The organism is Pseudomonas fluorescens (assembly GCF_019212185.1).
GTDB lineage: Bacteria > Pseudomonadota > Gammaproteobacteria > Pseudomonadales > Pseudomonadaceae > Aquipseudomonas.
This window is the reverse complement of the sequence record NZ_CP078138.1, coordinates 132270-147079: the sequence shown is the minus strand read 5'-3', so window position 1 is coordinate 147079 and position 14810 is coordinate 132270. Positions and strand designations below refer to the sequence as shown.

Sequence of the window (14810 nt, the reverse complement as noted above, 5' to 3'; positions counted from 1 at the left end):
CAGACGGGGCCGGTTGTTGCTCAACGCCGGGCTTTTCCAACTCGGCTGGTTCGCCTGCGTGTTGGGTGCGCAACGGTCGTGGCTATTGCTGATTGCAATTGCCTGCCTGGCCATACACCTGCTTTGGATTGCCAACGACCCTGATGAGTGGCGCAGTCTGTTACGGGTAGCCGCCTGCGGTTGGGTGCTGGACAGTGCGCTTTTTCATGTCGGGTTGTTCGACTTTTCCGGCGCCACTTGGGTTCTGCCGCTCTGGCTGGCAATACTTTGGCTGCTTTTCGCCAGCACTTTGCGTCACAGTCTGAGCTGGACAAAGCGACCTTGGTGGATGGGAAGTCTACTAGGAGCCTTTGGCGGGCCTCTCTCCTATTGGGGGGGCGCCCAGTTGGCAGGCGTGGGCCTGCCGCTCGGTACCTGGCCCAGCATGCTGCTACTCGCATTGATATGGACGATATTAATGCCGGCACTGCACCGTATCGCCGAACAGCCTGCGCGGTGACTCAAGACTGCTTGCGAAAGAACAAGGTGATCTGGCCGACCTCCACCCCGAACTTGGTCATGAACGAGCGATTGATCATCGTGTTCTTGTCCATCAGGTACATCCAGTCGTCTAAGTCGACCTGATACTCCTTGCCATCCACCGGTAGGCTCAACACATATTTCCAGCGCAGTGTATTGCCCGCTATCTCACCACGCGCCTCACCCACCACATCGCCAGCGGTTCCGCGCCATTGACTGGAACCAACCGGGGTGAGCGTCCACACCCGTTTTTGCTGAGTACCGTCGCTGTAAGTAAATGACTCGTCGAGGATCAGCCTGTCACCTTCGGAGTGGCCATTGATCTCCACGTGGAAGCGCTTGGTGACCTCACCTGAACGCTTTTGAAACATACCCCAGGCTATGACGCGGCCCTCGAAGAATTTGCGCAACTCAAGCGTGGGTGTCTCTTGGCTGTAGGTGTGCACATCCACCCGACTGCAACTTGCAAGACCAATGCAAAGCAGCATTATTCCTATCTTCAACATGTGCATTTCCTCCACGCTCTCAGGGTTTAGCTGCACCCAGTAATTGGGCGCGCAGCTCCGGATTGCGTGTTCGGGGGTCAAGCCAGATGGCAAAAAAGGCTTTGGCGAACGCCTCATCCCTAACCACATGCTGGAGCGTCTCGCCGACGTAAAAACGGGCGCCCTCTCCAGGCATGTAGACTCCGGTGATGCGGTCACCGGCACGCACATCGACAAACGCCTGTCGCATCTCTCGCTCCCAGCGGGTCATCAGCTCTGTATTCAGGGAGTTGGGCGACAGGCGACGGATTTCCTTAAGGCTGGCCTCAACCAGATCATCGCGACTAACAGCCCGACTGTAGGTCAGCTCCAGCGCAAAAGGCGCATCAGAATCCAGCGGGTCACCGGCAATCAGGCGTTGGCTCCAGAATTGCGCGCTGTAGATGGAGAGCCCAAAGACGCGCATCTCCCCGCTACCCAACCGACGAGCATCGGGTAAAGCCTCGCGCCAACCCGCCAATAGTTCTGCACTCTGGAGTATCAGAACAAGGCAGATAAGGAGGGAGGTTAAGCGGCCCTTCTGCATGGTCATGCATAGACCTCGACAAGACTCAATCGACGTCTTTAAAAGTTATACCAAATAATGATTTTGTACAGCTAACGTCTCAAGCGTGACGGTTCAGACTGACTGCCGATACCGAGTTTGGCGTAGATGTTCTTGCGGTGAATCTTCACCGTGCCGGGGCTAGAAGGTGTCGAACAACGCCAATGGCCCATGATTGCCTTCGTAGACGAACAGCACGAAATGGTCGATCGGACATATTTGCCGCAACCAGTGACTCAAACCCGACAGCCGAGAGTGCCCAGCGGGCAGGTCCAGCAGGCGGGCGGCGGCAAGCCGTTGAAAAGATGCACCGCAACGGGGCTATCGTGTTACCTAGTGCTACAGCGCGGGTATCAAATTGTCCCCGAGGACCCCTATGGATCGGCTACAGGAAATGCAAGTCTTCACCACCGTTGCCCAGGAGCAGGGCTTCTCGGCGGCGGCGCGGCGGTTGGGATTGTCGGCGGCCAGCGTGACTCGGGCGGTGGCGGCGCTGGAGGTGCGTATCGGCACGCAGTTGCTGATTCGGACCACGCGCAATGTGCACCTGTCTGAGGCCGGGCAGCGATACCTGGAAGACTGCCGGCGGATTCTGGCGGACATTCAGGAAGCTGAAGCGTCGGCGGCGGGCAGTCACGCGCAACCTCGTGGGCAACTGACGGTCACCGCGCCGGTGTTGTTTGGCGACTTGTACGTCACGCCTGTGATGGTCGGTTTCCTTGAGCAGTATCCCGAGGTCAGCATCAATGCCTTGCTGGTCGACCGGGTGGTGAACATGGTCGAAGAGGGCGTTGATGTCGCGGTACGTATCGGCGATCTGCCGGACAGCAGCCAACACGCGGTGCTGGTGGGCCAGGTGCGACGAGTGGTCTGCGGCTCTGCGGCTTACCTGGAGCAGCATGGTCGGCCGACCCATCCCGAGGACCTGCAACGGGCACGGATCATTGCGACCTCCGCCGTAGGCCAGCAGCGTAGTTGGCCGTTCAGGGTCGCGGGCGAAACCTTGAATGTGCGTCTCGAACCGCGATTGGTGACGACCGCCAATCAGGCGGCGATCAGTGCCGCGAGCCTCGGCTTAGGGCTGACCCGAGTGCTTTCATACCAGGTTGCGGGGAAGGTGGCGGCGGGTGAGTTGGAAATAGTCCTCGAAGACTTTGAACTTCCGCCCATGCCCATTCACGTGGTGTACCAGGGTGGACGCAAGGCGCCGGCGCGGGTTCGCAGTTTTGTCGACTACGCCGTCCACGCCTTACGCGAGCATCCATCGTTACGTAGCTGATGCGTTATTGCACTGGCTGAAATAATGGATTGTCTTTTCTGGTGATTCTGTTGTTTTTCAACGCGGCGCAAGATGGCTCTCAACAGCGCGATCCAACCCGGAACCGCGCCAATCAGTCCCGGAGCCAATCATGCACGCCATCAAACTCTACAACTTCCCCCGTTCAGGACACGCCCACCGCGTGGAGCTGATGCTGTCGTTGCTGGAGCTGCCCACGGAGCTGATCTTCGTCGATCTGGCTAAGGGTGAGCACAAACAAGCGGATTTCCTGAAAATAAATTCCTTTGGCCAAGTGCCGGCAATTGATGATCAGGGCGTGGTGCTGGCCGACTCCAATGCGATCCTGGTGTACCTGGCACAAAAGTATGGCAACGGGCGGTGGCTGCCCAGCGACCCGCTCGGCGCGGCGCGAGTGCAGCGTTGGCTGTCGGTGGCTGCCGGGCCGATTGCCTTCGGTCCGGCCGCTGCAAGACTCATTACGGTGTTCGGCGCAACGTTCAACGCCGATGAGGTTATCGCCCGTGCCCATGCCTTGCTCAAAGTGATGGATCAGGAACTGGTCAGCTCGAGCTACCTGGTCGATAACACACCGACCATCGCCGATGTCGCGGCTTACAGCTATATCGCCCACGCTCCGGAAGGCAATGTCTCGCTGGCCGACTATCCCCACGTGCGTGCCTGGTTGGCGCGGATCGAAGCGTTGCCCGGCTTCGTGCCCATGCCACGCACTGTGGCTGGTCTGCAAACCGCCTGAGATTGCGCCATGTGCGCAGGGGAGTGAGGTCATGGAGCTTTCACCGTGGCATGCCGGCGAGCAACAGTTGCAGGCTCGCGTTGGAGTAGCTGAGCGCATGGAGGCGTTTGGGCGCAAGGTCATCCGCAAGGAAATGCCGGATCAACACCGGCAGTTCTATAGCCAACTGCCGTTCATGCTGTTCGGCGCAGTTGATGCCCAGGGCAATCCCTGGGCCAGCATCCTCGAGGGCCCAGTCGGTTTTGCTCATTCCCCGGCGCCAGCGCTGTTGCAGCTCGACAGCCTGCCGGCGTCCGACGACCCGGCACAACTGCAAGCCGGTGCGGCGATCGGCATGCTCGGAATCGAACTCCACACCCGGCGCCGCAACCGCCTCAATGGTCGAGTGGGCGCACTCGATGATCAAGGCTTGAGTGTTGAAGTCGAGCAGGCTTTCGGCAATTGCCCGCAATACATCCAGCTGCGCCAGTTTGAGACGGTGCCTTTGGCTGATCCGGCGACGCGCAAGGCGCAGCACCTGGATGGGCTGGATGACGCTGCCAAAGCGGTGATTGAGTCAGCCGACACTTTTTTTATCGCCAGCTACGTGGATGTGGATAACGCTCGCTCGGTCGATGTTTCCCATCGTGGCGGTCAGGCGGGTTTCGTCAAAATCGAAGGTGATTGCCTGACAGTCCCCGATTTTGCCGGCAACCTGCACTTCAACACCTTGGGCAATCTGTTGCTAAACCCGCGTGCCGGCCTGCTGTTTATCGACTTCAAAACAGGCGACCTGCTGCAACTCACCGGCCGCACCGAGATCCTCCTTGAGGGGCCATTGGTGGAGGCATTTCAGGGCGCCGAGCGGCTGTGGAAGCTGCATGTCGAGCAGGTAGTCCGGCGGCCTGCGGCGTTGGCGTTGCGCTGGCGCTTTGATGGGGTTTCCCCCAACAGTTTGCTGACCGGGACCTGGGAGCAGGCGGCGGCGCGTTTGCAAGCGCGGGCATTGGGTGATCGGTGGCGGCCCCTGCGGGTCAGCCGGATTGAGCGCGAGAGTCAGCATATTCGCTCGATCTACCTTGAAGCGGGGGATGATGCCGGCTTGCCGTTGTTCCAGGCGGGGCAGCATTTGCCGGTGCGTTTCACCCTTGATGACCAGGTGCACATCCGTACCTATAGCCTGTCGAGCGCGCCATCCGATGATTTCATGCGCATCAGCGTCAAGCGTGAGGGGCGGGTGTCGTCGCACTTGCATGAGCGAATCAAGGTCGGTGATGTGATCGAGGCGCGTGCGCCCCAAGGGCATTTCACTGTCGCTGCTGACGAGCGCCGGCCCTTGGTGTTGCTGGCCGCGGGCGTGGGAATTACGCCGTTGTTGTCGATGTTGCGCGAGGTGGTTTACCAAGGGCAACGCACCCGCCACACCCGGCCGAGTTGGCTGCTGCAGAGTTCTCGCAGCCTTGCTGACCAGCCGTTTCGCGCTGAGTTGGATCGCTTGCTGGAGAACGGCGACGGTACCGTGCAGGTGGTGCGCGTGCTCAGCCAACCGGAGCCGGAGGCGCAGGAGGGCGTGGACTTCGATCGGCGTGGGCGTATCGATCTGGCCTTGGTGCAGGAGGTGCTGCAGATCGAGGACTACGATCAAGCGGACTTCGTCCTCTGTGGCCCAGGCGGTTTTACTCAGGCCCTGTATGACGAACTGCGTGATCTGGATGTGGACGATCAACGGATTCACGCCGAGACTTTCGGGCCCTCGACGTTGCGTCGCAGACCTGACCCACTGGCCCCGGTCATCGAGCAACCGGCCGCAGCCACTGGCGCGGTGACGGTGACCTTTCAAAACGCGCAGATCAACGCGCGGTGGCAGCCGGAGGCAGGCAGCTTGCTGGAACTGGCGGAGAGCCAGGGGCTGCGTCCGGAGTTCAGTTGTCGGGGAGGCTCTTGTGGCACTTGCCGGACGCGCCTGATAAGCGGACAGGTGAATTATCCACAGCCCCCGGCGGAGTTGCCGGGAGACGGAGAGGTGCTGATCTGCTGTGCGATTCCGGCCAAGGGCGAGCAGCCGCTGGTGCTGGAGTTGTAAGACTTCGCCTCAGGCAAACGACAGGGTTTTTTCCGCCAGTAATTCCTCATACAAGCGGGCCCACTGGCGGCCCATTTCCTCGGCGGTGAATAGCTGTCGGTAGCGAGCTTCGGCCTTGATGCCCATGGTGGCAGCTTGCACTGGGTTATCCCACAGAGTGCGCATGGCCTGACGGAAGGCCTGGGGATTACTTGGCGGCACCACCAGGCCGGTTTCGCCGTGGTTGTTGATGAAGCTGGTGCCGGTACCGATTTCGCTGGAGATCATCGGCTTGCCGTACATCGCGCCTTCCAGCAGCGAGATGCCGAAGGCTTCCGATCGCAGGTGCGACGGAAAGACCATGGCGTAGCTCAACTCCAGCACGGCGGCCTTGTCGGCGTCGTCGAGGCGCCCGACGAACTTGATGTTGCGCAAACCCAAGGCTGCAGCCTGGGCCTGCAACTCGCTTTCCAGCGGACCGGCACCGACGATCACCACCGGGTAGTCCACGTCCTTGAGCGCTTCGATGAGGATGTGCAGGCCCTTGTAGTAACGCATCACGCCAACGAATAGGAAGAACCGCTCGCCCAGGCGCTCACGCCATCGGGCCATGCGTTCGGGGTCGGATTTGGGGTAAGCCGATTTGTTCAGTCCATAGGGAATGACTCGGGTTTTTTGCGGAAATTGCTTGAGTACATCGCTGGTTTGCAGGTAGTTCGGCGATGCCGCGACGATCCGGTCAACGCTGGCGAGGAAGCGCGTCATCAAGGGTCGATAAAGGGTCAGCAAGTGCTTCTGGCGAATGATGTCCGAGTGGTACGTAACCACGCTGGGTTTGTTCATGCCGCTGAGAAAGTGCACCAGGTCCATGAACGGCCAGGGAAAGTGGTAGTTGACCACGTCAGCCTCAGCCGCCAGCTCACGAAATTGTTTGAGCACGCTGTAAGAAAAACCGGTGGAGGCGATCTGCACATCCAACTTGGCGCGATGAACCTGGTGCTGACCGAATGGAATCACTACCGGTACCGGGTTGGCACTCAGAGTCAGGACTTGGCTTTCTATCCCGTGCGCAACGCCGCTTTCGCACAGCTCGAACATCACCTGCTCGATGCCGCCCACGCTTTCCGACAGATAGGTTTTGAAGAAATGAAGGACGCGCATTCAACCTCCCAAAGCCTGGCGATAAGCGCGAGCGGTGAGCGTCGCGCAACGATTCCAGGAAAAAAGCCGCGCCTGTTGCAGCCCGGCTTCTCGGCATGCTTGCCAATGCGTTTGATCATCGACCAGCCGGCTCATGGCATCGCGCAAGCCGTTCAGGTCATGGGGTTCAATATAGTTGCCGGCAGCGCCCGCGACCTCCGGCATCGCCGAACGCCGGGTGACGACCACCGGCGTGCCGCTGGCCATGGCTTCCAGCACTGGAAGGCCGAAGCCTTCATACAACGAAGGAAATATCAGCGCTCGGGCACCGGCGATCAATTGAGCCACATGCTCGTCGGACAAATAGCCGAGCAGGCAGACCGTGCCTTCAAGCATGCGCTTGCGCAGTTCTTCATTGAGTTGTTCGGTCTTCCAGCCGGCCATTCCGACGATCAGCAAGGGAAATTGCTGGCGCATCGACTCCGGCAGAAGGGCATGGGCCCGCAACGCCTGCAGCAGATTTTTTCGCGGCTCCAGGGTGCCGACACAAAGGAAATAGCCACGGGGCTCGACGCCGTGGCTGAGCAGTACGCTGCGTAATTCATCGTCGGTACGCGGGTGGAAACGTGGCGCGGCGCCCAGCGGGGCGACGATGAAACGCTCCGGCCCCAGACCGAAATAGGCCTGCGCCTCGTCGGCAATGAACTGTGAGTCGGTGAGAATCAGACTGGCCTGCTTCACGCCCTGTTCCAGGCGCCGTTCGATTTCCTTCAGGCGCGCCGCCGGTTGGGTCGCGGGGTAGTGCACGTGGGTCAGGTCGTGCAGGGTGACGATGGTCGGGCCCTTGAACGCCAAGGGCCACAGGCTCGGTTCGTGGTACAGGTCGACCGTCTGTGGCCGGCCCTTGTCGAAGCGCCGTTGTTCCAGCCAGCGCCGGGCCTGATAGGCACCGGGAATCTGCCGTAGCACCGGGGTGATCCGCGAATAGCCCGGCAGCGCGGCGGCTGGCAGCACCGGGCTCCAGCCCCAGCCGTGGAACAGCGACAACTCAACGTCGGATTCCTGGCTCAGAGCGTGAATCAGCTCTGTCAGGTAATGCCCGATACCGGTACGCGGGGCCTGGAGGATGCGCGCGTTAAGAGCAATCTGCATGCTGCTTCTCGACGCGCACCGCAGGCTTGTGCACATGGCTCATGACCCGCTCGATCAACTGCGCACTGGCCTCGCGCCAACCGAGCCAACGCCATTCGCTGACGTTGCGTTCTGCCGGGAAGCGACCGGTGGTCTCCATTTCGCTGATCAGATTCACCAGATTCTGCGGATCGTCCAGATCGAAGTACGCCATGAACGGCCCGCCGATCTCGCGGAATACCGGAATATCGCTGCCCATCGCCGGCAAGCCGCGTTGCATGGCCTCCACCAATGGCAGGCCGAATCCTTCGACATGCGAGGGAAACACCAGCGAAGTGGCGTTGGAGTAAGCGTGCTCCAGGCTGCGATCGCTGAGGTCGTTGAACATGAACAGGCGTTTATTGAGCTCGGGGTGTTTGCGGATGCGTTCGATCAGCGCATCGCATTTCCAGCCGATCCGTCCGGCAATACACAGCCGGGCCCGCGAACCATTGGCCCAGGCTATTTCGAAGGCATCGAGCAGGTAACTGTGGTTCTTGCGCGGCTCGATGGTGCTGACCATCAGGAACACCGGGTCCTTGCTTTTGAACATCTGCTTGAGCGCCGGATCCACCGGCGTTGAGTCGTCGCACAGATCCAGTTCGCTGCCGAGGTGGAAATAGTCGAACCAGCGTTGCGCCACCTGCGTCGGGCCCACTCGTCGGAGCATTTCATCGTGGACCTGATCGCGAATGGTTTCGGAGATCGCAACATAGCCGTCGGCGGTTTTCGTGATCCAGTCGAACCAGTCGCTGAATACGCGCACCAGACCGGCGTCGCAGAACTGAGGATGAGTCAGCGGAATCAAGTCATAGACGACCGAAACGATGCCCACCCCATCACGCTTGAGTTGTTCGGCCAGGGGAAAAAAATTGGTTTGCCAGGACGAGTCCAGCAGCACCAGTTGATCACCCGCCTGATGTTGCAAAGGTTTGCAGCGAGTAGGGATTTCCTGGCGCTTTAGGCAGAAATTGAGCAGGCGAATCGGCACGCTCAAGGCGCCGAACACGGCGAGCCGGCAACCCACGTATAGCACCCGTCGGGCGAAATTCGATTGGCAAAATGGCCGGCGTCGCTCCAGCTTACGGTGCAGCAGCCAGAATTTGCTGGCGATTTGCTCCAGGCGTACGCGCAGGCCCATCAGGTCGAGCTTGGGCACCGCCAGCGGGGCGAGGCTGGTCACTTCATACAACGCGTCGTTGAGCATCACTACCGGAATGCACTGCAATGAAGGGTCTTTTTTTGGCAACTCGCGGATGACGTTTCGCACCACGCGCTGGATGCCCGAATTGGCCTCCGGGTATTCGAACACATAGGTGCATTCAACCAGCAAACGCGTCATGAAGTTGTCTCCGGATTCACGGGTGTAATGGATGAGCGGCTGATGCTGGTCTGGGCTTCCAGCCAGGAACAGCCGACGAAATCTTCCTGACGGTTATTGATGACGTGAAACACCAGGCCGTAGTCGCGCCATTCGAAATTGCGGTCAAGGTGCGAATCCAGGCGCGACAGGCTCAAGGCCACCGAGTAATTGCCCTTGCCCAGGCGCATGGGGAAGGCGAAGCGGTAGGTCACGCGTTCGCCGGCCTGCAGGTCGGTCAGGGCCTGGTCCAGGCGATGGGTGTTGATCCCGTACATGGCCTGGCCCAGGCGGTCCTTGATCAGGAAGCCGAGGACCAGGCGCTCGATGTCCTGGCGCACATCGACCTGCACTTCCAGCACCATCAGCTGGCCGACTTCGGCAACCTCCACCGAACGCTGACGTTGGTCCAGCAGGCGCACGCTGTGGATGGTCGCCTCGCCGGTGCCGGAAATGGTTTGCACCTGGCCGTTGGCGAGCATTTCCTGGCGCACGATCTGCCCTTCGCGTTCGGCGAGCATGGCGTTGTAGTAGTCCATCACCTCTTCTGGTTTGCCGTGCATGGCCATGCGGCCTTTTTCCAGGAGGATCGCGGTGTCGCAGATCGACTGAATCGCCGAGCGATCATGGGACACGATCAGCAGGGTGGTGCCGTCACGGCGGAAGCTGCGGATGCGCTCGAAACTCTTGTGCTGGAAGTAGGCATCACCCACCGACAGGGCTTCATCGACGATCAGAATGTCGGGCCGGCGCGCGGTGGCGACGCTGAACGCCAGGCGCATCTGCATGCCGCTGGAGTAGGTGCGCACCGGATGATCGATGGCTGCACCGATTTCGGCGAAGCCTTCGATCTCTGGCATCAGTGCATCGATTTCCTCGACCTGCATGCCCAGCAACTGGCCGGCCATGAACACGTTCTGGCGGCCGGTGAAGTCCGGGTGAAAGCCCATGCCCAGTTCAAGCAGCGCGGCGACCCGCCCTTGCAGGTGAATCTGCCCGCAGGTGGGTTGGGTGGTGCCGGTGATCATTTTCAGCAACGTGCTTTTGCCGGCGCCGTTGACCCCGACAATCCCCACTGCTTCACCGGCCGGGATTTCAAAGTCGACACCCTGCAGCACCCAATGCTGTTGATGACGAACCCGGGAGAAAGGCACCAGCCATTCCAGCAGGCGGCTCCAGCGATTGGGGTACTGTTTGTAGGCCTTGCCCAGGCCACTGACGCGTATGTGTCCCATTAGAGTTCATCCACCATTTCACCAACGCGCTGGCGGAAAAGCCGCAGCCCCATCAAACAGAGCAACAGGCCGACCACCAGCAGTGGCGTCAGCGAACTCCAGTCCGGCCATTGGTTATAGAGGAATACGTTCTGGTAGCTGTGCATCAAGGCGGTCAGCGGATTGAGTGCAAGCACGCGCTGGATGTCTTCCGGCAGGATCGACATCGGGTAAACGATGGGCGTCAGCCAAAACCAGAACTGCAGGAGGATCCCGAAGAATTGCCCGACGTCGCGGAAAAACACGTTGAGCACACCCAAAATCATCCCCAGCCCCGCCGAGAACATCACCTGCAACGCCAGCAGCGGCACCAGCGCCAGCAACGCCATGCCGGGCAGGCGGCCACTGATCAGCAGGAAGCCGATGAACAGGGCGAGGATGATCGCAAAGTTGATCCCGGCGTTGAGTAGCACGATCACCGGCAGGCAGATTCGCGGGAAGCTGATTTTCTTCAGCAGGTTGGCGTTTTCCAGGAACATGCTCTGGCTGCGCAGGGTGATCTCCGAGAACAGGCCCCAGGTCAGCAGGCCTGCGCACAGGTACACGCTATAGGCCAATCCGTCATCCACGCCCGGCAGGCGGGCCCGCATGATCTGCGAGAAGATCACCGTATAGACGACGATCATCGACAGCGGGTTGAGCACGGTCCAGAGCGCGCCGAACAACGAATTGCGATACCGCGATTGAAACTCCCGCTTGACGCTACCGAGGATGAAGCCACGATAACTGCGCATCGAGCGGTACAGGTTAAGCAGCATTCAGACCGTCCTTCCGTACTGATCTTCGAAGCGGACAATATCGTCCTCTCCCAGATACTCACCGCTTTGCACTTCAATGATGACCAGGTCGATCACTCCTGGGTTTTCCAGGCGATGCTTGTGCCCGGCCGCGATGAACGTCGACTCGTTCTTGGCGACCAGATGTGTGCCCGAACCATTGTTGGTGACCTTGGCCATGCCCTCGACCACCACCCAGTGTTCGTTGCGATGATGGTGCATTTGCAGGGACAGCTTGGCGCCGGGCTTGACCACGATGCGCTTGATCTTGAAGCGCGGCCCTTCCTCGAGCACGGTGTAGGTGCCCCACGGACGGCAGACGGTCCGGTGCAGCCGATAGCTCTCGTGGTCGTTGTCCTTGAGCTGCTTGACCACCTTGCGCACGTCTTGCGCGCGGTCGGCATGGGCGATCAGCACGGCGTCGGCGGTGTCGATGACGATCAGGTTATCCACACCCACGGTCGCGACCATGCGCCCGTCGCTTTGCACGTAGTTGTCGCGACTGTCGATAAACAGCGCTTCGCCGCTGGCGCGGTTGTTCTGTGCGTCGGCTGGCAGCAGGGCGCTGACTGCACCCCAGGAACCGATGTCGCTCCAGTCGAATCCGGCCGGAATCACCACGACTTTTTCCGAGCGCTCCATCAAGGCGTAGTCGATGGAAATGTCGGTCATTTGCGCGAAGTGCGCGGTTGACAGTTCCTGTTGCAGGCAGCCACCGGTTTCCACCACGGCGCTGGCCCCCAGGCAACAGTCCGCCTGCTCCAGCAGCTCCGGGGCATGGATTTTCAGTTCTGCCAGTAAGGTGCTGATGGCGAAGCAGAACATTCCCGAATTCCACAGGAACGCCTGGCTTTCGACGTAGTGGGTCGCGGTTTGCAGATCGGGCTTTTCGACAAAGCGTGCGACCCGGGATGCGCCTTGCTCATCCAGTTGCTCACCACGCTCGATGTAGCCGAAGCCAGTCTCCGGCGCGGTGGGAATGATGCCGAAAGTCACCAGGTGTCCGGACTCGGCTAGCTTCACCGCGTGTTTCACCGCTGCACGGAACGCCTCTTCGTTGCGGATCAGGTGATCGGCCGGCATCACCACCATGATCGCGTCGTCGCCGTGCAGCGCTTGCAGCGAGAGCGCTGCGGCAGCAATTGCTGGCGCGGTGTTGCGGCCGGTCGGCTCGAGGATGAAGTGCCCGCGATGATGACCCAGGTGAGCCTGCTGGTAGTGATCCTTGCTCTGGAAGTAGTAGTCGCGATTGGTCACGGTAACGATGTCGCCGTGACTGCCCAGCAGCGAAGCGGCCCGCCGGTAGGTCTTGCCCAGCAGCGTCTCGCCATCGGGCAGCATCATGAACGGCTTGGGATGGCCTTCACGCGAAACCGGCCAGAGCCGTGTACCGGCACCGCCAGAAAGAATCACAGGTATCAGCATGGCCTACTCCTTGGCGACTCGTTTCATGTCCGCATCCATCATCATGCGGATCAGGGTCTGCAGATCGGTTTTCGGTTTCCAGCCCAGCAGTCGCTGTGCCTTGGCCGGATTGCCCAGCAGTACGTCGACTTCAGCCGGGCGGAAGAACGCCGGGTCGATCTTCACGTAATCACGATAGTCGAGGCCGGCATGGTCGAAGGCGATCTGGCACATCTCGCGCACCGTGGTGGTGACGCCGGTGGCGACCACGAAATCGTCGGCCTTGTCCTGTTGCAGCATCAGCCACATGGCTTCGACGTAGTCACCGGCAAAGCCCCAGTCCCGCTTGGCGTCGATGTTGCCCAGGCGTAGCTCCTGTTGTTTGCCCTGTTTGATCCGGGCAGCGGCGTCGGTGACCTTGCGGGTCACGAACTCGATACCGCGCAGCGGTGACTCGTGATTGAAGAGGATGCCGCTGCTGGCGTGGAGGTTGAAGCTTTCACGGTAGTTGACGGTGATCCAGTGACCATAAAGCTTGGCCACGCCGTACGGACTGCGCGGGTAGAACGGGGTGTTCTCGTCCTGTTGCGCGGCCTGGATCAGGCCGAACATTTCGCTGGTCGAGGCCTGATAAAAGCGGGTGTGCGGACTGAACTGGCGGATCGCTTCGAGCAGGTGGGTCACGCCCAAGCCGTCGACAATGCCCGTGGTCACCGGCTGATCCCAGGACGCCGCGACAAAGCTCTGCGCCGCCAGGTTATACACCTCGTCGGGCGCGGCCTTGATCACCGCACGCTGCACTGAACAGGCGTCGGCCATGTCACCATCAAGGTAGTGAATGGCACTTTCGACGCCCATTTCCCGCAGGCGCCAGCGCGAATCGCTGCTGCGCCGCGCAACCAGGCCGTAGACTTCATAACCCTTATCGAGCAACAGCTTGGCCAGATACGCGCCGTCCTGGCCAGTGATCCCCGTGATCAATGCACTTTTAGTCATTCTTGTCTTACCCGTGACTCCCAGTCGGACAGGATCGCCCGCAGAGATTGTTGTGTTGTCAGTTCTGGCGTCCATCCTGTGGCCTGCTGCAGCCTGGCATGGCTGCCGCAGACGCGACGCTGCTCTGCACGGCGCATGCGTGCAGGGTCTTGAATCAGTTGAACCTCGACCTGGGCCAGGTCGGCCAGTTGCTCGATCAGCCCACGCACGCTCTGCTCGACACCGGAGCAAATGTTGTAGACCTGGCCCGGTTCACCCTTGGCGAGCAGGGCCAGGTAGGCCGAGACCACATCGCCCACATCGAGAAAATCGCGAGTGACGTCGATATCGCCCACTTGCAACTCAGGCGCTTGCAGGCCCTGGCGGATTCGGCAGATCTGCCGGGCGGCGCTGGCGACGACAAAGCTGTCAGCCTGACCGGCGCCGATATGGTTGAACGGGCGAGCGACCAGCACCGGCCAGCCTTCGGTCATGCCCCATTGCAGGCTCAGCAGTTCGGCCGACAGTTTGCTAACGGCGTACGGGTTACGCGGGCAGGGCGCTTGTCGCTCGTCGATGGGCAAGGCTTCTTCGCCAACCTGGCCATAGACGTCGCCGGAACTGACATACAGGAAAGTGCCCTGGAAGCCACGTCCCTTGAGCGCCTGCAATAGATTCAGGGTGCCCAGCAGATTGACCTGAAAGGTATTGGCCGGGTCGCGGAAGGCTTCGGGGATGAAGGTCTGGCCGGCGAGATGAATCACCGCGTCGGGCAATTGCGGCCACAGGCCTTCAAGGCTTTGTGGTTCGCGCAGGTCATAGCCTGCGGCAGCTGGCAGCAACTCCCATTGCGAGTCGGCGGCGTTCAGGCGCGTCTGGAGATGTCGGCCGACAAATCCATTCAGGCCCGTAACGAACAGACGCTTTTTCACGCAGCGGTCCCCTTGGTCGGTCAACTCTGTCATCACCAGAATTCCTGGTTGCTATTCCGAATAGCCCTACAAATCCATTAGGAATTTCTGGTAAGCA

At 60.5% G+C, this 14810-nt stretch carries 14 protein-coding genes and 1 pseudogene; 4 read left to right on the top strand and 11 right to left on the bottom strand.

Going from position 1 to position 14810, the window contains the following annotated elements:
• The first annotated feature begins 16 nt into the window (after positions 1-16).
• Positions 17-499 carry a DUF2878 domain-containing protein gene (locus KW062_RS00670; RefSeq protein WP_256350868.1) on the top strand — a complete coding sequence of 161 codons (483 nt, stop codon included), beginning with the start codon at positions 17-19 and terminating at the stop codon, positions 497-499.
• 1 nt (position 500) lies between these two features.
• Here KW062_RS00670 and KW062_RS00665 read toward each other — a convergent pair whose 3' ends face one another.
• The 3 genes and pseudogenes from KW062_RS00665 to KW062_RS28785 all read right to left on the bottom strand — a co-directional run.
• A complete protein-coding gene (locus KW062_RS00665; RefSeq protein ID WP_027616719.1) occupies positions 501-1025 on the bottom strand; it encodes a DUF3833 domain-containing protein in 525 nt (174 codons plus the stop codon).
• Positions 1026-1044: 19 nt separating this feature from the next.
• Positions 1045-1596 carry a chalcone isomerase family protein gene (locus KW062_RS00660; RefSeq protein WP_027616720.1) on the bottom strand — a complete coding sequence of 184 codons (552 nt, stop codon included), beginning with the start codon at positions 1594-1596 and terminating at the stop codon, positions 1045-1047.
• 156 nt (positions 1597-1752) lie between these two features.
• A pseudogene (locus KW062_RS28785) lies at positions 1753-1887 on the bottom strand (helix-turn-helix transcriptional regulator); the annotation flags it as partial.
• A gap of 97 nt (positions 1888-1984) precedes the next feature.
• Here KW062_RS28785 and KW062_RS00655 point away from each other — a divergent pair.
• From KW062_RS00655 to KW062_RS00645, 3 genes are all read left to right on the top strand, one after another.
• Positions 1985-2887 carry a LysR family transcriptional regulator gene (locus tag KW062_RS00655; protein ID WP_105753531.1) on the top strand — a complete coding sequence of 301 codons (903 nt, stop codon included), beginning with the start codon at positions 1985-1987 and terminating at the stop codon, positions 2885-2887.
• A 130-nt stretch (positions 2888-3017) separates the two neighbouring features.
• Positions 3018-3641, top strand: a complete 624-nt coding sequence (locus tag KW062_RS00650; RefSeq protein ID WP_027616722.1) for a glutathione S-transferase family protein — start codon at positions 3018-3020, stop codon at positions 3639-3641.
• A 31-nt stretch (positions 3642-3672) separates the two neighbouring features.
• Positions 3673-5703 (top strand): pyridoxamine 5'-phosphate oxidase family protein, encoded by a 2031-nt coding sequence (locus KW062_RS00645; RefSeq protein ID WP_105753532.1) that lies wholly within the window; start codon positions 3673-3675, stop codon positions 5701-5703.
• A 9-nt stretch (positions 5704-5712) separates the two neighbouring features.
• Here KW062_RS00645 and KW062_RS00640 read toward each other — a convergent pair whose 3' ends face one another.
• Genes KW062_RS00640 through KW062_RS00605 form a run of 8 tightly spaced genes read right to left on the bottom strand, consistent with a single transcriptional unit; the run spans position 5713 to position 14713 of the window.
• The gene (locus KW062_RS00640; RefSeq protein WP_027616724.1) at positions 5713-6843 is read right to left on the bottom strand and encodes a glycosyltransferase family 4 protein; all 1131 of its coding nucleotides are present in this window, start codon (positions 6841-6843) and stop codon (positions 5713-5715) included.
• Positions 6844-7974 carry a glycosyltransferase family 4 protein gene (locus tag KW062_RS00635; protein WP_105753533.1) on the bottom strand — a complete coding sequence of 377 codons (1131 nt, stop codon included), beginning with the start codon at positions 7972-7974 and terminating at the stop codon, positions 6844-6846.
• Complete coding sequence (locus KW062_RS00630) at positions 7958-9334, bottom strand: glycosyltransferase family 4 protein (RefSeq protein WP_027616726.1); 1377 nt, start codon at positions 9332-9334, stop codon at positions 7958-7960. Before KW062_RS00630 ends, KW062_RS00635 begins: the two co-directional genes overlap by 17 nt.
• A complete protein-coding gene (locus KW062_RS00625; RefSeq protein ID WP_105753534.1) occupies positions 9331-10587 on the bottom strand; it encodes an ABC transporter ATP-binding protein in 1257 nt (418 codons plus the stop codon). The genes KW062_RS00630 and KW062_RS00625 overlap by 4 nt, the downstream gene beginning before the upstream one ends.
• On the bottom strand, positions 10587-11384 hold the full coding sequence (locus tag KW062_RS00620; protein ID WP_027616728.1) for an ABC transporter permease: 798 nt from the start codon (positions 11382-11384) through the stop codon (positions 10587-10589). The genes KW062_RS00625 and KW062_RS00620 overlap by 1 nt, the downstream gene beginning before the upstream one ends.
• Entirely contained in the window at positions 11385-12827 is a 1443-nt protein-coding gene (locus KW062_RS00615) for a mannose-1-phosphate guanylyltransferase/mannose-6-phosphate isomerase (RefSeq protein ID WP_027616729.1), read from the bottom strand.
• A 3-nt stretch (positions 12828-12830) separates the two neighbouring features.
• Positions 12831-13802: a GDP-mannose 4,6-dehydratase gene (gene gmd, locus KW062_RS00610; protein WP_105753535.1), complete on the bottom strand. Its 972-nt coding sequence runs from the start codon at positions 13800-13802 to the stop codon at positions 12831-12833.
• Complete coding sequence (locus KW062_RS00605) at positions 13799-14713, bottom strand: GDP-mannose 4,6-dehydratase (RefSeq protein WP_027616731.1); 915 nt, start codon at positions 14711-14713, stop codon at positions 13799-13801. The genes gmd and KW062_RS00605 overlap by 4 nt, the downstream gene beginning before the upstream one ends.
• Positions 14714-14810: the final 97 nt, after the last annotated feature.